The following is a 17679-nucleotide window of genomic DNA, read 5'->3' as shown; positions in this document are numbered from 1 at the left end:
GCTGCGTCAGCCGCCCGGCCTGAGGCGGACGGGCAGCCCGGTGAGCGCCCGCTTGAATCCCGGTTGCCAGCCGACCTCCCCGGCCAGGGCGAGGTCGGGGAAGCGGTCGAGGAGGCTGGTGAGCGCGATCTGCGTCTCGGCGCGGGCCAGCGCGGCGCCCAGGCAGTAGTGGATGCCGTGCCCGAAGCCGAGGTGGGCGTTGTCGGGGCGGTGCAGGTCGAGCAGGTCGGGCCGGTCGAAGCGGCGCGGGTCGCGGTTCGCCGCCGCGTACACGACCTGGACGGCCTCCCCCGCCGGGATGCCGACCCCGCCGAGCTCCACCGGCGCCAGGGTGTGGCGCAGGACGGCGATCTCGGCGGGCCCGCTGTAACGCAGCAGCTCCTCCACCGCCGCCGCACTGTCGCCGAGGTCGAGGGAACGGGTGAGCAGCAGCCAGACGCCCTGGCTGATGAGGCCGACGGTGGTCTCGTGACCGGCGATGAGGATGCTGATGGACATCGAGATCAGCTCCTCGTCACTGAGCCGGTCCCCGTCGTCCTCGTGCACCTTGACCAGCCCGGACAGCAGGTCGTCGCCCGGGGCGGCCCGCTTGGCGGCGATCAGGTCGCGCATGTAGCCGACCAGCCCCCTGGCTCCGGCGGCGAGCCGGTCCAGGTCGGGTGCGCCGAGGTCGGCGGCCCAGCCGCGCCAGGTGTCCCGGTCCTGGACGGGGACGCCGAGCAGCTCGCAGATGACCTGGATCGGCAGCGGGTAGGCGTACCGCTCGATCAGGTCGAACTCCCCGGGCAGGCCGGACAGGAGCTCGTCGGCGATCTCCTGGATGCGCGGGCGCAGCCCCTCGACCCTGCGGGCGGTGAACTCGCGGGAGACGAGCCTGCGCAACCGGGTGTGGTCCGGCGGGTCGTAGGCACCGAGCGTGCGCATCAGGTACGGCACCACGTCCTCCGGCAGCCCGGCCGCAGCCGCCACGTCGATCCTGGCCTGCTTGGTGACGTCGCTGCTGAAGCGCGGATCGGTCAGCACCGTGACGCTCTCCGGATAGCCGGTGACCAGCCAGATGGGGGTGCCGTCCACGTAGGTGCCCCGGCTGACCGGCCCCTGCTCGGCCAGTCCGGCGAGGAACGCGTCACGGTCGGGGGCGGCCAGCAGGCCGGCGATGTTGGTCATGCTCACTCCAAGGACGGGAAGGATGACGGCCGAGGGCCGCAGGGGGTCGCGGCTCGGCGAGGACGAGGACCTTCATCGCTGCTTCCTGACCGCGTCCCACGCCGCCAGGACGCGGTCGTCGGCGAACACGCCGCGGGTGAAGATCTCGACGGCGGCCCGGGAGTACTGCAGGGTGGCGTCGGTGTCGTGCAGGTCGCTCACGCCCAGCACCCGCGACAGGTGCTCGCCGAAGGCCAGCGGCGCCAGCAGCCAGGTCACGTAGATCGCCGCACGCGCCCGCGGGTCCTCGCTCGGCCGGGCCCACCCCTCCTGTACGCCCTGCTCCAGCCACCGCCCGGTCGTCTCCACGATCTCGTCGAACAGGGCGGCGGCCTCCGGCGTACCGTCCAGGAAGGCCCGCGCCAGGTAGCGGCGCACACCCGCGCCCGCCTCCAGCAGCGCACCCAGCCCGGCCGTGTCGTCCAGAGGGTCGTCCAGAGGGTCGTCCAGCACCTCCATGCCGGGCCCGCCGCGCACCAGCGAGATCACGTACGCGTCGCACTCCCTGCGCAGCCCCTCCTTGCTGCCGAAATGGTGCAGCACCAGGGCATGAGACACACCCGCACGGGCGGCGACCGTCCGCAGGCTGACCCGGCCCACCCCCTCGGCGCCGAACAGCTCCAGGGCCGCGTTCCTGATCCGGGCGCGCGCCGTGAGATCGGCATCCTCGCTTGACCGCATGGTCGGGATACTAACCATTTGGTCAGCCATCGGCAAGCGGCGGTGGCGGCACTCGGGATCGTCCAGGGCGGCCTGCCTCGGCAGATCAGGGCTTGATGAGCACCTTGAGGCTCTTGCGGTCCTCCATGTCCTGGTAACCGGCCGGGACGCCGTCGAGGCCGGTGGTGGCGTCGAAGACCTTGCCCGGCTCGATGGCGCCGTTGAGGATGTCGGGCAGCAGTTCCTCGATGTAGGCCCGGACCGGGGCGGGTCCGCCGGCCAGGCGCACATTGGGGAGGAAGAGGCTGCCCATGCCGATCGGCGCGTCCTCGTACTGCGGGACGCCGACGCGGCTGATGACGCCGCCCGGGCGGACGACGCCGACGGCCTGCTGGTAGGCGGGCAGCGTGCCGACGGCCTCCAGGACCACGTGGGCGCCCTGCCCGCCCGTGAGCTCGCGCACCGCCTCGATGCCTTCCTCGCCACGGGCGGAGACGACGGCGGCGGCGCCGAACTCGCGGCCGAGGCCGGTGCGGGCCTGGTGGCGTCCCATCAGGATGATCTGCTCGGCGCCCAGGCGCCTGGCCGACAGGACCGCCAGCAGGCCGACGGCGCCGTCACCGATCACGGTGACCCGGGTGCGCTCGCTGACGCCGCCGGCCACGGCCGCGTGGTGGCCGGTGCCGAGCACGTCCGAGAGCGTCAGGAGACGGCAGGAGGGCCGAGTCCGCTTCGACGGGCAGCTTGACCAGGGTGCCGTCCGCGAGCGGGACGCGGACCGCCTCGGCCTGGCCGCCCTCGGACGACAAGCCGTCCCAGAAGCCGGCCTGCGGGTGGGCACAGGAGGTGTGCAGGCCCTCACGGCAGAACCGGCAGGTGTTGTCGGAGATGGCGAACGGCGCCACGACCAGGTCGCCCCGGTTGAGGGTGGTCACCTCCGAGCCGATGTCCTCGACGATGCCGATGAACTCGTGGCCCATCCGGGCCGGGCCGTCCTCCGGCTTCATCGAGCCGTAGGGCCACAGGTCGCTGCCGCAGATGCAGGACGCGGTGACGCGGACCAGCGCGTCCGTGGGCAGCTTGACGACCGAGTCCGGCACCTGCTCGACGCGGACGTCGCGGGCGCCGTACATCAGGGTTGCGCGCATCAGGGTTCTCCGTTTCAGCGGGTTGTGCGTGGTGAGTGGTGGATGACGGCGATGGTGATCGTGGGGATCAGGGTCAGCGCGGCGATGGCGGCCCCCACCGCGGCGGGGCCGGTGGCGCCGAGCGCGGAATCGAGGGCGCGCCCGGCGAGCCAGGACCCGGCCGCGGTGCCGGCGTTGAACGCCGAGACGCTCAGCGCGGAGGCCAGCGTGGGCGCGTCACCGGCGAAGCGGACCGACAGGGAGATCAGCACCGGGTTGGCGCCGAGCCCGAAGAACCCCAGCAGCACGACCAGGACGACCGTGGCACCGGCGTGCGCCGGCAGCAGGCAGATCGCGGCCAGCAGCACGGCGGCGCCCGCGGCGGCGGCGATCGTCGTGGTGTGCGGGCGGGCGTCCCCGAGCCGTCCCCCCACCAGCGAGCCGGCCAGGGACCCGAGGCCGAAGCCGACGAGAACCAGCGGCACGAGCCCGGCCGCGACACCGGCCCGGCCGGTCAGCAGCGGCGCTATGTAGGAGTAGGCCGACAGCACCCCGCCGGTCGTGGTCGCGCAGGCGGCCAGCACCTCGCCAGCCTGCCAGTTGTCCGGCGAACGCGCCGATCGGCACCCCGACGACGTTGGCGAGCATGCCTCCGGCACCCACCAGCCCCAGGGCGCGGGCGCTCGCGGCAGGACCCGCGGCACGGCCGGCGGCCACGTTGGCCACCGCCCAGAACGCGCCGGTCGCCAGCGCCGTCACGAACCGCGCCGCCAGCAGCAGCCCGAAGCCGGAGCCGACCGCGACGACGAGATGCCCGGCCGCGAACACCGTGATCAGCAGGCCCGCCTGCGGCACGCTCACCCGCAGGTCGGCGGCGATCTCCGGCAGCAGGCCCGCGACCACGAACTCGGTCGTGATCATCAAGAAGGTGCCCACCGCCAGCACATGGACCACCAGCGGCAGCCGCGCGGGCGACCGTCCGTGCCCGCCGTGCCCGCCGTGCCCGCCGGCCGCCCTGGCGTCATCCAGGCCGGCGGCCTGCCCGGCGGCTTCTTGGCGCGTGCTCATGTCCATCTCCGTATCGCGGGGTCGCGGTCAACGTGCTGACTCCACGAAACCCGCCCGGCAGCGGGTGAGGCAGAGCGCGTTAGAGGGGGGACAAGCTCAACCCCCTTACCGCCGCCACCTGCGCGAACCCTGCGGCTACCGTGGAGGGCATGGACCACCGGCCCGACCACCGCGACCAGATCCGGGACTTCCTCGCCACCCGGCGCGCCAAGCTCACCCCGGAGCAGGTCGGGCTGCCCACCAGCGGCCGGCGCCGGGTCCCCGGGCTGCGCCGCGAGGAGGTCGCCGTGCTGGCCGGCGTGAGCACCGAGTGGTACACCCGGCTGGAGAAGGGCCACATCAGCGGCGTGTCCGAGGACGTGCTCGACGCGGTCGCCCAGGCCCTGCGCCTGGACCAGGACGAACGCACCTACCTGTTCGACCTGGCCCGCGCCGCCCGGCCCGCCCGCCACGCGCCCTCGCGCCGCAAGGACGTCCAGGTGCCGCCGCGGGTGCAGTGGCTGCTGGACTCGGTGACGTTGTCCGCGGCGTTCGTACGCAACGGCCGCCAGGACATCGTCGCCAGCAACGCGCTGGCCCGGGCCCTGCACGCGCCGATCTTCGACAGCCCCGTCACCGCGCGGCACGGATGCGCCAACATCGCCCGTTACATCTTCCTCGACCCGGAATCCCCGCGGTTCTTCGTCGACTGGGACGCGGCCGCCGCCACCACCGCCGCCCTGCTGCGTGCCGAGGCCGGACGCGAGCCCCACGACCGGGCCCTGCGCGACCTGGTCGGTGAGCTGTCCACGCTCAGCACCGAGTTCCGCAGCAACTGGGCCGCGCACGACGTGCGCCTGCGCCACGACGGCACCAAGCGGCTGTGGCACCCCCAGGTCGGCGACCTGGACCTGACCTACCAGTCCCTCGACCTGCCGATGTCCAGCCGGACGGTGTACGGCCTCACCATCTACACCGCCGAACCGGGCAGCACCTCCGAAGAGCGGCTCAAGCTCCTGGCCAGCCTGGCGGCCACCCGGCCGGCACACCCGACCGACCAGCCGCGCTGAGGCACGCCGGCCCGCTCGCCTGCGCAACAGGAAGGGCACGGCGAACGGTTGGCCGTGCCCTGGGGATCGGCGCGGATCCGATCGATCGGCTCCGAGCTACCGGGTGACGGTCCCGGGCTGGACGGACAGCAGGTCTCGGTCCAGCCGGCGGGGCCGCACCCGGCCGTCGCGGCGGCGGCCGGCGCGGGCAAAGCCCGGCCCCCGCATCACCTGACTGCCGACCGGCGAACGCTACTTCCTGTCCATCAATTCGATCCACTCGTCGACGAGTCGCTCCAGCGCCTCCCTGCCGGCCTCGATCTCGCCCATGTTGCGGAGCTTGGCGTACGCCTTGCCCTTGGGGCCGGGCTCCAGCAGCCCGCTGTCGTCCTTGAGCAGGGCGCCCTGGTGGAAGATCAGCGTGGCGGCGTCCTTGACCCGCGGGCTGAAGGTCGCCAGCTCCTCCTTGTAGGAGAAGCTGGGGCCGCCCCATTTGACGTCTTCCTCGATTTTTGGATTGGCGGTGATGATGGCCCTGATGGCCTTCATCTCCTCCTTCAGCGGGTGGTCCAGCTTGTCGAGGAAATCGTCGACCTTTTTCGTGTTGGACATCGGCCCAAACTAGCAGCCGGCACCGGCAGCCGCATCCCGGCGGGAATGGCCGCCCAGTGAGGTGATCTCAGGTCAGCCTCATTTCTGGCTCCCGATGAAAAGCATGAGCAGCAGGCCGACGGACGAACGGAGGGCGAGATCCACGATCGCGCGGGCGGCGCCTGGCCGACCGCGGGAAGCCTGCGAGGCTCCAACCCCGTGTGGGCCCATGCGTGAACGAGTGCGACCGTTTCGCCTCGCTGATCCTTGAACTCGATCCTTGAATATACAGCGATTGGAAATCCTCCGGAGTTGTCAGATTTCCTAGAGGTCGAGGGTTCTTCTGTCACGACCGTGCCCACTGCGTGTTTTCCGCGTCTTCCGGCAGGTGAACGGTTTCCAGGAGGAGCTGAGGTCGGGAGTGAAAAAGCAACAGCGCCACGCCGGCCGGCTCCGCGGGAACGAGAAGGCCCGACTCACCGTGAAGGCAGCCGGCTTCCTGTTCGAAGCGCGCTAGCGGTCGAGGACGTGGAGTGCGTGCGGGGTCGTGCCGAGCGGCAGCGCCCCCTCTTCCGCGCACAGCACCACGTCCGCCACCCTGGCCCCGAACAGGTCCGGCACATGGATGGCCGGCTCCAGGCAGAACGTCATCCCCGGCCCCAGGACCGTGCCCTCCCCCGGCCACGGCCCCTCGTCCGGCCCGAGGCCGACGCCCCGGCCGGCGTGTGCCGCCGCGAAGCGCCCGTACCCGCTGCCGTCGATCACCTCGGTCACCGCCCGGGCGACCTCACCGGCGGGGACGCCGGGCCGCAACGCCGCCAGGCCCGCCCGGTGGGCGGCGAGCACCACCGAGTACATCGCCTCGAAGTCCTCCGGCGGCTCGGCCACCACGAACACCCGGGCCGCCTCCGCGCAGTAGCCGTCCCATCGGCCGCACACCGACACGCCCAGCGCGTCCCCGGGGTTGATCACGCGTTGCGAGGGCAGGTGGGCGGGCCGCGCCGTGTGCTCGCCGGCGGCCACCCGCAGCGCCAGCGGCTCCTCGCACCCGGACTCCAGCAGCAGCGTGCGCAGCCGCGCGGCCATCGCGTGCTCGGTCTTCCCGAACCAGTCCAGCTCCCGCACCCGCTCAAGCACGCCTTCCGCCGCCGCCACGGCGCGCCGCAGAGCCCCGACCTCGTACGGCTCCTTGCGCAGGCGCAGCGGGGCGAGCACGGGGGTGGCGGGGACCAGCTCGGCCTCGATGGCCAGCGCGAACAGCTCGCGCACCCGCATCTCCGGATCGACCCCGACCCGCCGGGCCGCCTGCGGCAGCAGCGCGGCGGGGTCCCCTGTCTCGGCCAGCCCCTCCTGCGTCACGACGAGGAACGGCCCCTGCCCGCCGCCGAGGAAGCGGAAGTCGGGCGAGGGCCGCAGCACGAGCGCGTCGATCCCGGCCTCCGCCATGGCCCGCCGCGCCCCCGCGACCCGCGCCGCCACCACGGCGGCGGGCGGCCGGGATGTCACTTCGGCTCGTGCAGCCAGCAGGCGACCGGCCCGAAGTCCGGCTCCTTGTCGCGGCACACGTCCATCACCAGCGGGCAGCGCGGGCTGAACCGGCATCCGGCCGGCGGGCTGGCCGGGTCCGGAACGTCGCCGGGCAGCTCCGCCGGCAGCACGCCCAGCCCGTCGGGCTGCGGGATGGCCGCCAGCAGCGCCCTGGTGTACGGGTGCCGGGGGTTCGCCCACACCTCCGCCGTGTCGCCGACTTCGACGATCTTGCCGAGGTACATGACCGCGATGCGATCCGCGATCAGCCGCACCACCGACAGGTCGTGGCTGATGAACAGCAGCCCGGCTCCGGACTCCACCGCGAGGTCCCGCATGAGCCGTGCCACCTGGGCCTGCGCGGAAGCGTCCAGCGCCGAGATCGGCTCGTCGCCGATCAGCAGGCGGGGCCGCGCCGCCAGCGCCCGGGCGATGGCGATGCGCTGCCGCTGCCCGCCGGAGAACTCGTGCGGGTGCCGTCCGGCGAAGTCGCGCGGCAGGCCGACGCGTTCCAGCAGGTCGGCCGGGGAGGCGGCGGTGTCGCGGGCGGTGCGCAGGCCGTCGGCGATCTGGTCGCCCACGCGCCGGCGCGGGTTCAGCGACGCGTACGGATCCTGGAACACCATCTGGATCCCGGTGAGCCTGCGGCGGCGCAGCCCCAGCGGCGTGACCGGCTGCCCGTCGAAGTCGATCGAGCCCGAGGTGATCGGGTTCAGCCCGCAGACCGCGCGGGCCAGCGTGGACTTGCCGCACCCGGACTCGCCCACGAGGCCGACGACCTCTCCCGGCCGCACGCTCAGGCTGGCCCCGGCCACGGCCCGCACGACGGGACGCCCGGGAGAGCGGTGCTCGACGACCAGGTCGTCGATGGTCAGCAGGCTGGTCATCGCATCTCCGCATCGGGCAGGGAGTCGAGGAGCGCTCGCGTGTAGGCGTGCTCCGGCTCGCGCAGCACCCGTCCGCGCGGCCCCGACTCCACCACCAGGCCGTCCTTCATCACGCTCACCTCGTCGGCCACCGCCGACATGACGCCCAGGTCGTGCGTGACCAGCAGCACCGCGAGCCCCAGCTCGTCGCACAGGCCGCGCAGCAGCCGCAGCACGCCGGCCTGCACGGTCACGTCCAGCGCCGTCGTGGGCTCGTCGGCGATGAGCACCTTCGGCGAGCAGGCCAGCGCGATGGCGATCGCGATCCGCTGGCGCATGCCGCCGGAGAACTGGTGGGGGTAGCGCCCGTACGCCTCCTGCGGCCCCGGGATGCGGACCTTGCCCAGCAGCTCCACGGCCCGCGCCTTCGCCTCGGCCTTGCCGAGCCGGAGGTGGTGGCGCATGTGCTCGGTGAGCTGCTTGCCGATGGTCAGCATCGGGTGCAGGCTGGTGGCCGGATCCTGGAAGACCATGGCGATCTCGCCGCCGCGGACCCGGTTCAGCTCCTTGGGCGGCAGCGTCAGCAGCTCGCGCTCGCCGAGCCGGATGGAGCCGGTCGCCCGGGCGCCGTGCGGCAGCAGCCCGAGCGCGGCCAGGCCGGTCATCGTCTTGCCCGACCCGCTCTCCCCCGCCAGGCCGTGCACGCGCCCGGCCTGCAGCCGCAGGTCCACGCCGCGCAGGATCTCCTTGCCGCCGATCGAGACCCGCAGATCGGTGATGTCCAGCGTCAAAGGGTCGGTGATGTCCGGCGTCACAGCGCACGCTCCTTGATCGCGCGGGCCGTACGGGGGTCGAGGGCGTCGCGCAGCGTGTCCCCCAGGAAGTTGAACGCCAGCACGACGGTCAGGATGGCCAGCCCCGGGAACGTCGCCACCCACCAGCTGTCGAAGACCTCCACGCCGGAGGCCACCATCGCCCCCCACTCGGGGGAGGGCGGCTTGGCCCCCAGGCCCAGGAACGACAGCCCGGACAGCAGCAGCAGGGCGGTGCCGATGTCGAGGGTGGCCAGCACCAGGATCGGGCCGGTGATGTTGGGCAGCACATCCACGCGCAGCGAGCGCCACACGGAGAAGCCCAGCAGCCGTCCGCTCAGCACGAACTCGCGTTCGCGCACCCCCAGCACCAGGCCGCGCGTGACGCGGGCATAGGCGGGCCAGGCCACCACCAGCACGGCCAGCACCGCGTTGGTCAGGCTCGCGCCCAGCGCGGCGGCCACCACCATGGCCAGGATCACGGTCGGGAACGCGAACACCAGGTCCGCCACCCGCATGATCGTCTCGTCCACCCAGCGGCCGAAGTATCCGGCGCACGCGCCGAGCAGGCCGCCGATCAGCACCGACAGGGCCACCAGCAGCAGCGTCAGCGGGATCGACACCCGCGCCCCGTACATGACGCGGCTCAGGATGTCGCGGCCGAGCTGGTCGGTGCCGAACCAGTGGCCGGGGCCGGGCGGCGCGAGCCGGGGCAGCTCCTGGGCGAGCGGGTCGTGCGGGGCGATCCAGGGCGCGAGCAGCGCGATGACCACCCACGCCACGGCGAGCACGCCGCCGGTCACGGCCAGCGGCTGCCGCCACGCCTCGGGGAGCCTCCCCAGGAGACTCACGCGTCTCATTGCAGCCTCACTCGGGGGTCGATGACGCCGTACAGGACGTCCACGACCAGGTTGATGACGAGGTAGACGATGCCCACCACCAGGCCGACGCCCATGACGGCGGGCAGGTCGAGGGTGGTGGCGCTCTTGTAGGCGTACTGGCCGATGCCGGGCCAGGCGAAGATCGCCTCGACCAGGACGGTGCCCGACAGCAGGCTGCCGAAGGCCAGGCCCGCCACGGTGATGATGGGCACCAGCGCCGAGCGCAGCACGTACCGGAACAGGATCGTCCGCCCTGGCAGGCCCTTGGCGCGGGCGGCGCGCACGTAGTCCTGCCCGAGCACCTCCAGCACCGCCGAGCGGGTGAAGCGGGTCAGCAGGCCGATCGTGTAGAGCGCCAGCACCAGCGCGGGCGTGATGAGGTGGCCGACGGCCGAGGAGAAGATGTCCCATCGGCCGGCCAGCACGGCGTCCACCGTCTGCAGCCCGGTGACGGCGGGGGCGCCGCCGAGGGCGGCGTCCACCCGGCCGCTGCCGGGGGTGATCTGCAGGCGGTAGAAGAACACGTAGAACGCGACCAGCGCCAGCCAGAACGTCGGCACCGAGATGCCGATCAGGCTCAGCACCCGCAGCGCGTGGTCGGAGAGCCGGTCGCGGCGCAGCGCGGCCACGACGCCGAACGCCACGCCCAGCACCAGCGAGACCAGGATCGCCGCGCCCGCCAGCTCCAGCGTCGCCGGCACGAATTCGGCCAGGTCCTGGCTGACCGGGCGGTGGCTCTGCTGGCTCATGCCCAGGTCGCCCTGGACCAGGCCCTGCAGGTGGATCAGGTACTGCTGCCACAGCGGCTTGTCCAGGCCGTGCTCGGCCCGCCACTGGGCGACGATGGCCGGGTCGCCCAGTGCCCGCTGGCCGAGGTTGGCGGCGACCGGGTCGCCGGGGACGAGGTTCGTCAGGACGAACGTGACGAGCGTGATGCCCCAGGCCATCAGGACGGCCAGCAGGACGCGGCGGATGAGGAACCGCGCGAGCGGAGGCACCTCAGACCGCCCTTGCGTGGGAACGCACTCGGACCGCCCCTACTTCGCGCCGAGGTCGGCGAGGTCGACCGTCCACACCGGGTGGTACTCCAGGCCGGTCACGGAGGCGGCCGTCACGATGTTCTGGCTCGGCTGGATCAGCGGGATGAACGGCCCGGAGGCGTTGAGCTTGGTCTGGACGTCGGCGTAGGCGGTCTTGCGCGCGTCGTCGCCGATCGTCTCGGCGGCCTTGGCGCCGGCCTCCTCGATCTCCTTGGCCGTGCCCTCCTTCCAGCCGGCCCGCAGGCCGACGGTCTTACCGGGCAGGAAGGCGAGGTAGTCGCTGGGGTCGGGGTAGTCGGGGCCCCAGTACCACAGGCCCATCTCCTCCTTGCCGTTGCGGTAGTTGTCCAGCGCCGTCGTGACCGGCGCGGGCTGCAGGTCCACCGTGATGCCGACCTCCTTGAGGTTGGCCTGGATGCGCTCGGCCAGCGGCTGGAACGACAGCCCGTTCACGGTCAGCTCGCTCGGGTACTCCAGCTTCACGGTCGGGTTGGACAGCCCGCTGGCGGCCAGCGCCGCCTTGGCGCCCTCGACGTCCCGCTTGGCTCCCTGGTCGGCGGGCAGCGCGCCGAGGATCTGGGACGGGATGACGCCCGGCGCCTGGGTCGAGCCCTCGCCGGCCAGCTCCAGCAGCCCCGCGTAGTCCACGCCCTTGCGCACGGCCTCGACGAACTTGGCGTTCGGCGTGGTCTTGCTGATCGCGGAGTCCTGGTTGGCCAGCAGGAAGATGACGTTCGCCGAGGCGGTCTTCTTGACCTGGAGGGTGGCGGGCATGCCGGTCACCTGGTCGCCCGACAGGTTCAGCGCCACCTGGCTGTCGCCGCGCTGGACGTTCAGCTTCTGGGTGGCGGCCTCGACGTTGCGGATGACGACCTTGTCGTAGGCGGGCTTGGTCCCGTAGTACTTCGGGTTCGCCTTGAGCGTGACCTGGCTGCTCACGTTGAACGACTCGATGGTGTACGGCCCGGAGCCGGCGGAGTTGGCGTTCAGGTACTGCTCGGCCTTGTCCTGGGCGTCGGCGGTCGCGCCGTTCTGCTTGGCGAGCTTGCTGTTGAGGATGCCCAGGGCCGGGTTCGGCAGGATGAACGGCAGCGCGGGGTTGGCCGCCTTCGACGTCAGCGTGATCGTCGTGTCGTCGGTCTTGGCCACCTCGACGCCGTCCAGCAGGAACGACGGCGTGCCCTTCATGTCGCGCACGCGCGTCAGCGAGAACACCACGTCGTCAGCCGTGATCGGCGTGCCGTCGGCGAACGTGGCGCCCTGCTTGAGCTTGAGGGTCAGCGTCTTGCCGTCCTCGGACAGCTCGTACGACTCGGCCAGCGCCGGCACCGGCTTGGTCACGTCGGCCCCGTCGAAGGTGAGCAGCGTCTCGTACACCGCCTTGCCGACGATGAGCCCCGTGGGCTCGTACGTGCGGCCGGGGTCGGCGGTCTTGAGGTCGAAGGACGTGTCGATGACGAGGGTCTTCCCGCCGCCGCCGGAGGCCGCGGGGGTCTGTGACGTGCCGCCGCTGCCGCAGGCGGCCAGGGCGAGTGCACCGGCGAGCAGCACGGCCGCCGTCTGGGAGCGGGTCGCCATGAGAGTCCTCCAAAATTGGACGTTCAGCAGAAGGATGTCGAGGATTGTCCGGCAGATCGTCCAGGGACTGTGCGGTCAGCAAGACGTATATAAAGGTGGATGAGGTAATGATGAGTGAAATTTCCAGAAATGGTGTCAGTGGTGGCGGTCAGCCTGGACGGATCGGCATCGGTCTCGAGCTGGACGACATCCACCTGAAGATCCTTGAGGTGCTGCGCGAGAACGGCAGGATCTCCGTCGCGGCGCTGGCCGAGCGGGTGGGCATCTCCCGGGCCAACGCCTACACCCGCTTCGAGGCGCTGCGCGCCGACGGCGCGATCAAACGGTTCACGGCGGAGATCGACCACGTCAGGACGGGGCTCGGCATCACGGCGCTGATCTTCGTGACCGTGCGCCAGCAGATGTGGAAGCAGTTCAGGGCGGAGCTGGCCAGGATGCCGGAGGTGGAGTACTGCGCGATCACCACCGGGCAGCACGACGCGATGATCCAGGTACGGGTCTCCGACGTGGCCGCCGTGCACACCATGGTGACCGACCGGCTGGCCAACATCCCGGCGGTCAAGGCGACCGAGACCGTGTTCATCCTGGACGAGGTGCTCAGGCGGCCGTACGTGCTGCCGAGCGATCGGGACCGGCCCCGGCAGCAGCGGCGGCCCGCCCAGGAGGCGCAGGGCGACGTGCCGCTCGGCAAGATGCGCTTCGTCGGCGCCGCCGAGGGCCGGGCCGCCCTGCGCAAGGACGACTGAACCCCGCTAGGAGACCTCGGTGCACACGCTCACGTGCAGCGTGTCGTCCCCGTCGAAGCTGAACTCCTCCACCAGGCGCAGCAGCCCGTCGTCGCCGGTCTCGATGCGGCTGCTGCTCTGCCCGCCCGCCTTGCCGCCGGCCTTCAGCGCGTGCGCGTAGGCGATCGACACCTGGTCGCCGTCGCGCGTGCCGACGAAGCGCCCGTGGGTCACCGTGTCGCCGGTGTACTCGCCCCACACGACCTCGTCGGCCTCCCAGTACTGGAACCGGGTGGGGCTGTCGGGGTTCACCGCGCTCGCCGTCGAGCTCACCATCACGAATGTACGACCGTTAAGATTCACCCCCCTATGGTCCCTACATTTCCGAAATATCAGCACGCGGCTGGACATATGGTGATGGCGTCCTGTCAAAGCCTGGAAATCCGTCCAGCCCCGCCCTCGCCGGAGGGCGGGGGGACGCGGCTCAGTCCAGCCAGCGGCCGACGCCACGCACGGTGACCTCGAGCAGTTCCGCCGGATTCGCCGGGTCGGGATAGTAGATGATCATGGTTGTGCCGGCCGGGAGCAGCAGTTTGACGGCCTGGACGCACCCTGCCACCACCTGGCGCTGCGCATCGGGCCCCGTGCCTGCGATCGGCACGGCGTCACAGACACCGCCACGGTTGTTCATGACGAGCCGCAGCGTGTTGTCACGGAGCTCCACCTCCCGCGTCGCGACGCGATAGGCGAGCTGCGTCTCCAGGTGCCAGGCCGGAGGCGCCATGGGCACCCCGAACTCCTGCCTGTACAGCAGCCCGAGGCGGTGTTCGAGGGCCGCCAGGTCGTCGTGCAGCCCGCTCTGGACCGTGTACCTCCCCCACGCCGCGAGATCGCCGGCCGGAGGAAGGGCCGCGATCGGCAGCCCGTTCGCGTCGAGCACCCGTCCGGAGGCGTCGACGAGGTAGCCCTGGTTGTTCTGCGGCTTGATCGACTCGCTCACGTCCCTGAGCTGTCGCGCGGTGTCCTCGTACGGGCACTGCCCGCCCTCCTGCACGCACCCGATCGGGAGGATCCGCAGAAGCGAGGTCGCCAGATCGCTCTCGTACAGCGCCGAGAGGATGGTCCGATCGGACAGGTGCCCGTTGAGGTACATCGTGCCCCAGATCGAGTTGTACTCGGCGAAGCGCAGCTCTTCCGGGACGAGCGACTCCACGAAGGTCCCCTTCCACTGGCTGGAGTACTTGTCCCAGTCGGGCTCCTCGGTCAGGTCCAGGAACCCGGTGATGCAGTCGGAGAACTTCTTGATCCCCATCAGGATGCCGCCCTTGGCGGCGCTCCTGCACTTGCCGGCGACCGAGTACTGCGAGGCGGCGTTGAGCAGGTCCAGCCCGAACAGCGTCATGTACTCCTCGGCGAGACGGTGGGTCTCGGTCTCCCGGTCGGCGATCCCCCTGGCCGCGAAGTAGAACAGCGGGCTCATGACGAGGGACATGCAGGCGTCCTGGGCCTTGCCGACGAACTGGTTGCGGCAGTGCTGAATGCGTTCCTCGGCGTAGCCGTCCGGGTCGTGGAGCGGCCCCTTGGGGTCGTTGAGGATCTCCTCGACGTAGGCGTTGCAGTCGTTGTACCCGGGCAGGCCGTCCTCCGGCCCCCACTTGCAGTGTCCGTACCATTCGGCCTTGAGCGCCCCCAGGCGCCTCTCGGCCTCCTCCCGATAGTCCTCGAACACCTCGGCCGCGATGCGAGCCGCTTCCGACGCGCTCTGGCCGGCCCGGATCTGCGCCGCGTACGAGGCGTCGTAGGCGGCGAAGGCGCCGGCCGCGTCCTGTGCCGCCGAGACGGCCGAGGCCCGCGCCCAGCGGGCCGACAGCGACGCCCGCCTGGCCGACTGCTGGGCCTGCCGGGTCGCGGCGGCAGCGGTGCGGACGGCCTGCGCGGCTCGTTCCGCGGACGCGGCGGCGTCGCGTGCGCTCTCGACGGCCTCGCTCGCGTACTTCCGCGCCTGCTCGGCCGCGGTGCCGGCGTAGCCGGCGTATTCGATCGCCTTCTCAGCCGCGCCGCGGGCCCGTGCCGCCGCGGCCTGCGCGGTGCGCGCGAACTCGACGGCGCTCTGCGCGATCTGCGAGGTCTCGATCATCAGGGAGGTGGCGATGTAGTTGTGCGTCGCGGTCGCGTGGTCGCGCTCGGCCGCGCGGTGCCGGCCCACCTCCAGGAACTCGACCTGCATCGCCGTCGTGCCGGCCAGCGCGACCTGGGCGGCGTTGCGCACCTCGGTGCCGTGGGAGTCGTCGCCGGCGATCGCGTCGACCTGCGACCGGATGTCGATCGTGTGCGCGGTGTTGTACGTCGAGTCCAGGAACTTCTCCAGGGCCTCCGGGTCGTCCGCGCGCAGGGCGGTGTTGGCCGCCTGCTCGGTCTCCGTCCTGCCGGCGTCGCGGGCCTCGGCGAGGATCCGCCCGATCCGCTCTCGTAGCTCGGCGGGCCGCTCGGGGTAGTCCGGGTCGTCGAGGAACGCGACGACGCGGGGCCAGCCGCCGTCGAGGGCGTTCTGGGCGGCGGCTCTCATGGCGGGGGTGCCGGTGACCATGAGGCCGGTCAGCGTCGTGCGGTCGTCCTGCTCCTCGGCGGCCTTGAGCCCGCGCCGGGCGAACTCGAGGACGAGCAGGTCGTCGTCCTCGCCGAGGGCGTCCACGGCCGCCGAGCTGGTCCACGTGCCGGGCACGGTCGCGAAGTACCGGGCCGCTTCCCGCGCCTTGCGCACCGCCACCGCCGCGGCGGTCCGCGGGTCGGCCGCCTCGGCGAGCAGCGCGTCGACCTGCGGAGTGTGGTAGTCGCGCATCGGCACGCCGAAGCCGCGGGCGTCCCCCATGCGGGCCTGGGCGGCCTGCGCGCCGACGTGCCGGGCGAAGGACAGCTCGAGCTCCAGCTCGTCCTGGAGTCGTTCGGCGTCCGCCTCACGCGCCGACTTGTAGACGGTCTGGGCCGTCTCGGCGGCCTGCAGCGCGTCCGCCGCCGCGAGGTAGGCGTTGTCGGCGTGCCGGGTCGCCAGTTCCGCCGCGTTGACGGCGGAGCCCGCGTGCGCGGCCGCGCTGGCCGCCGCGCTCGCCGCCTGCTCGGCGTAGGACACCGCACGCGTGGCGGCGTCTCGCGCCTTGTCGGCCGCCTCCTTGGCGATGTTCGCGTGACGCACCGTCTCCGCGGTGGCGCGCCTGGCCCGCTCCGCGCTCGCGCCCGCCCGCGCGGCAGCGGCGAACGCGGCCTTGGCCTCGGCGCTCGCCTCCCCCGCGTAGTGTCCGGCGGCCTCGGCGGCGCGTCCTGCGGCCTCGGTGTTCGCCCGCGCCGAGTCGGCGGCGGCCGCCGCGGCGAACGCCTGCTGGTTCACGGCGATGATCTGGTCGATGGGCGAGAGCCAGGCGGAGATCTGGGGGCCGAGCTGCTGCATGACGCGGTTGTGCGCCTCCGCGTCGGCGGCGGCGTCCGCGTCCAGCTCCGCCGCCGCCGCGGCCGCCCACGCCTCGTCGGACTTGGTGTGCGCCCGCGCCGCCGCCGTGGCGGCGCGTCCGGCGGCCCCCGCGGCGGTGCGCGCGGCCTCCGCCGCCGCCCGCGCCGCCTGCACGGCGACACGGGACGCCGCCGCCGCGCGATCGGCGGCCTCGGCCGCACGCTGGGCCTGGCGCCTGGCCTCCACCGACTCCCGTCCGGCCAGCGTGGCGAGGCGTTGCGCCTCCAGCGCGTCGTTCTTGGCCGCCAGGGACTCGGCCTCCGCGCGGTCGGCCTGCGCGACGGCGGCGATCGTCTCGAACGCCGCGCGGCGGGTCGCCTCGGTGGCGCTGGTCCGCAGATCGCTCAGGGTCTGGTTCTCGTTGTCCCTGGCCTGGGCCACCCCCCAGTCGATCTGGACGAATCGTTCGTGCATCTCCAGGCTGCCGTCCTGAAGCGCCCGGTTCGCCGCGGCCTGCACCTCCGGGCCGCCGTCGGCCATCGCACGGTTGACGATGGCCCGCAGGTCCAGCCTGTACGGCACCCGCCATCCCGACTCGACGAACCTGCCCATGGCCTCCCGCGTCCCGTTGCGCAGCACCGCGTTGGCCGCGGCCTTGACCTCCGGTCCACCGGCCGCCTTCATCTCGTTCACGCCGGCGCGCAGGTCGATCTCCCGGGCCCGCTCCCAGCCCCCGGCGAGGAAGGCCTGCACGGCGCCGGCGTCGCCCGAGAGCAGGGCGGCGTTGGCGGCCGCGGACACCTCGGGACCTCCGCGGGCCTTGACGCGGCCGACCTGCTCACGGTCGTCCTGCGCCGCGAGCCGGGGAAGACCTTCGAGGAAGGCGCAGATCGCGGCCTCGTCCGCGAGCAGGGCCTGCTCCGCGGCGGGGCGGACGTTCACGCCGCCCGTGACCCAGGCCTCCAGCACCACCTGGCGTTCGCAGGCCGGCGCGGCGGGCGGCTCGGTCTCCGCCGCCCGTGCCGCGCCGGCGGGGCCGCCCACGAGAAGCATCGAGAGCACGACGCCCATGACAGTTGTTGCGCGTAACGCGCGATTCGCTTTCACTTCACCCTTTCGGCCGATGCT

Annotated in this window: 17 protein-coding genes; 3 read left to right on the top strand and 14 right to left on the bottom strand. The window is 72.5% G+C overall.

Going from position 1 to position 17679, the window contains the following annotated elements:
* Positions 1–6: 6 nt before the first annotated feature.
* From HD597_RS19930 to HD597_RS19915, 5 genes are all read right to left on the bottom strand, one after another.
* Positions 7–1167: a cytochrome P450 family protein gene (locus HD597_RS19930; protein ID WP_253744169.1), complete on the bottom strand. Its 1161-nt coding sequence runs from the start codon at positions 1165–1167 to the stop codon at positions 7–9.
* Between the two features lie 72 nt (positions 1168–1239).
* Positions 1240–1887 (bottom strand): TetR/AcrR family transcriptional regulator, encoded by a 648-nt coding sequence (locus HD597_RS19925; protein WP_253744168.1) that lies wholly within the window; start codon positions 1885–1887, stop codon positions 1240–1242.
* A gap of 85 nt (positions 1888–1972) precedes the next feature.
* Positions 1973–2557 carry a zinc-binding dehydrogenase gene (locus tag HD597_RS66790; RefSeq protein WP_372513380.1) on the bottom strand — a complete coding sequence of 195 codons (585 nt, stop codon included), beginning with the start codon at positions 2555–2557 and terminating at the stop codon, positions 1973–1975.
* The gene (locus HD597_RS66785; protein WP_372513379.1) at positions 2484–3014 is read right to left on the bottom strand and encodes an alcohol dehydrogenase catalytic domain-containing protein; all 531 of its coding nucleotides are present in this window, start codon (positions 3012–3014) and stop codon (positions 2484–2486) included. Before HD597_RS66785 ends, HD597_RS66790 begins: the two co-directional genes overlap by 74 nt.
* A gap of 14 nt (positions 3015–3028) precedes the next feature.
* Positions 3029–3577, bottom strand: coding sequence for an MFS transporter (locus HD597_RS19915; protein ID WP_253744167.1), 549 nt, complete (start codon positions 3575–3577; stop codon positions 3029–3031).
* Between HD597_RS19915 and HD597_RS19910 the strand changes: the two genes are divergently transcribed.
* Entirely contained in the window at positions 3555–4100 is a 546-nt protein-coding gene (locus HD597_RS19910; RefSeq protein ID WP_253744166.1) for a hypothetical protein, read from the top strand. The two genes, HD597_RS19915 and HD597_RS19910, sit on opposite strands and share 23 nt — an antisense overlap.
* 110 nt (positions 4101–4210) lie before the next feature.
* The gene (locus tag HD597_RS19905; protein ID WP_253744165.1) at positions 4211–5110 is read left to right on the top strand and encodes a helix-turn-helix transcriptional regulator; all 900 of its coding nucleotides are present in this window, start codon (positions 4211–4213) and stop codon (positions 5108–5110) included.
* Positions 5111–5341: 231 nt separating this feature from the next.
* Here the strand turns inward: HD597_RS19905 and HD597_RS19900 are convergent, their stop codons facing one another.
* The 7 genes from HD597_RS19900 to HD597_RS19870 form a co-directional block, all read right to left on the bottom strand.
* Positions 5342–5701, bottom strand: a complete 360-nt coding sequence (locus tag HD597_RS19900; protein WP_253744164.1) for a DUF1801 domain-containing protein — start codon at positions 5699–5701, stop codon at positions 5342–5344.
* A 492-nt stretch (positions 5702–6193) separates the two neighbouring features.
* Entirely contained in the window at positions 6194–7186 is a 993-nt protein-coding gene (locus tag HD597_RS19895) for a M24 family metallopeptidase (RefSeq protein ID WP_253744163.1), read from the bottom strand.
* Complete coding sequence (locus tag HD597_RS19890; RefSeq protein ID WP_253744162.1) at positions 7183–8094, bottom strand: ABC transporter ATP-binding protein; 912 nt, start codon at positions 8092–8094, stop codon at positions 7183–7185. The genes HD597_RS19895 and HD597_RS19890 overlap by 4 nt, the downstream gene beginning before the upstream one ends.
* Positions 8091–8888, bottom strand: a complete 798-nt coding sequence (locus HD597_RS19885; protein ID WP_253744161.1) for an ABC transporter ATP-binding protein — start codon at positions 8886–8888, stop codon at positions 8091–8093. The genes HD597_RS19890 and HD597_RS19885 overlap by 4 nt, the downstream gene beginning before the upstream one ends.
* Positions 8885–9745 (bottom strand): ABC transporter permease, encoded by an 861-nt coding sequence (locus HD597_RS19880; RefSeq protein WP_253744160.1) that lies wholly within the window; start codon positions 9743–9745, stop codon positions 8885–8887. The genes HD597_RS19885 and HD597_RS19880 overlap by 4 nt, the downstream gene beginning before the upstream one ends.
* A complete protein-coding gene (locus HD597_RS19875; protein WP_253744159.1) occupies positions 9742–10764 on the bottom strand; it encodes an ABC transporter permease in 1023 nt (340 codons plus the stop codon). The genes HD597_RS19880 and HD597_RS19875 overlap by 4 nt, the downstream gene beginning before the upstream one ends.
* Positions 10765–10803: 39 nt before the next feature.
* Positions 10804–12384 carry an ABC transporter substrate-binding protein gene (locus HD597_RS19870; protein ID WP_253744158.1) on the bottom strand — a complete coding sequence of 527 codons (1581 nt, stop codon included), beginning with the start codon at positions 12382–12384 and terminating at the stop codon, positions 10804–10806.
* Positions 12385–12494: 110 nt separating this feature from the next.
* Here HD597_RS19870 and HD597_RS19865 point away from each other — a divergent pair, with 110 nt between their 5' ends.
* Entirely contained in the window at positions 12495–13130 is a 636-nt protein-coding gene (locus HD597_RS19865; protein WP_253744157.1) for an Lrp/AsnC family transcriptional regulator, read from the top strand.
* Positions 13131–13136: 6 nt separating this feature from the next.
* Here HD597_RS19865 and HD597_RS19860 read toward each other — a convergent pair whose 3' ends face one another.
* A complete protein-coding gene (locus HD597_RS19860) occupies positions 13137–13520 on the bottom strand; it encodes an avidin-fold protein (protein WP_465263941.1) in 384 nt (127 codons plus the stop codon).
* Between the two features lie 73 nt (positions 13521–13593).
* Positions 13594–17604 (bottom strand): DddA-like double-stranded DNA deaminase toxin, encoded by a 4011-nt coding sequence (locus HD597_RS19855; protein WP_253759412.1) that lies wholly within the window; start codon positions 17602–17604, stop codon positions 13594–13596.
* Positions 17605–17679 lie beyond the last annotated feature (75 nt).

Source organism: Nonomuraea thailandensis, from assembly GCF_024172165.1.
Lineage (GTDB): Bacteria > Actinomycetota > Actinomycetes > Streptosporangiales > Streptosporangiaceae > Nonomuraea > Nonomuraea thailandensis.
This window is presented reverse-complemented; position numbering and strand designations above follow the sequence as displayed.

Excerpts from the sequence above, each read along its gene's own strand:
- HD597_RS19930 (WP_253744169.1), bottom strand. The coding sequence starts at position 1,167 with ATGACCAACATCGCCGGCCTGCTGGCCGCCCCCGACCGTGACGCGTTC.
- HD597_RS19925 (WP_253744168.1), bottom strand. The coding sequence starts at position 1,887 with ATGCGGTCAAGCGAGGATGCCGATCTCACGGCGCGCGCCCGGATCAGG.
- HD597_RS66785 (WP_372513379.1), bottom strand. The coding sequence starts at position 3,014 with ATGCGCGCAACCCTGATGTACGGCGCCCGCGACGTCCGCGTCGAGCAG.
- HD597_RS19905 (WP_253744165.1), top strand. The coding sequence starts at position 4,211 with ATGGACCACCGGCCCGACCACCGCGACCAGATCCGGGACTTCCTCGCC.
- HD597_RS19900 (WP_253744164.1), bottom strand. The coding sequence starts at position 5,701 with ATGTCCAACACGAAAAAGGTCGACGATTTCCTCGACAAGCTGGACCAC.
- HD597_RS19890 (WP_253744162.1), bottom strand. The coding sequence starts at position 8,094 with ATGACCAGCCTGCTGACCATCGACGACCTGGTCGTCGAGCACCGCTCT.
- HD597_RS19880 (WP_253744160.1), bottom strand. The coding sequence starts at position 9,745 with ATGAGACGCGTGAGTCTCCTGGGGAGGCTCCCCGAGGCGTGGCGGCAG.
- HD597_RS19870 (WP_253744158.1), bottom strand. The coding sequence starts at position 12,384 with ATGGCGACCCGCTCCCAGACGGCGGCCGTGCTGCTCGCCGGTGCACTC.
- HD597_RS19865 (WP_253744157.1), top strand. The coding sequence starts at position 12,495 with ATGAGTGAAATTTCCAGAAATGGTGTCAGTGGTGGCGGTCAGCCTGGA.
- HD597_RS19860 (WP_465263941.1), bottom strand. The coding sequence starts at position 13,520 with ATGTCCAGCCGCGTGCTGATATTTCGGAAATGTAGGGACCATAGGGGG.
- HD597_RS19855 (WP_253759412.1), bottom strand. The coding sequence starts at position 17,604 with ATGCTTCTCGTGGGCGGCCCCGCCGGCGCGGCACGGGCGGCGGAGACC.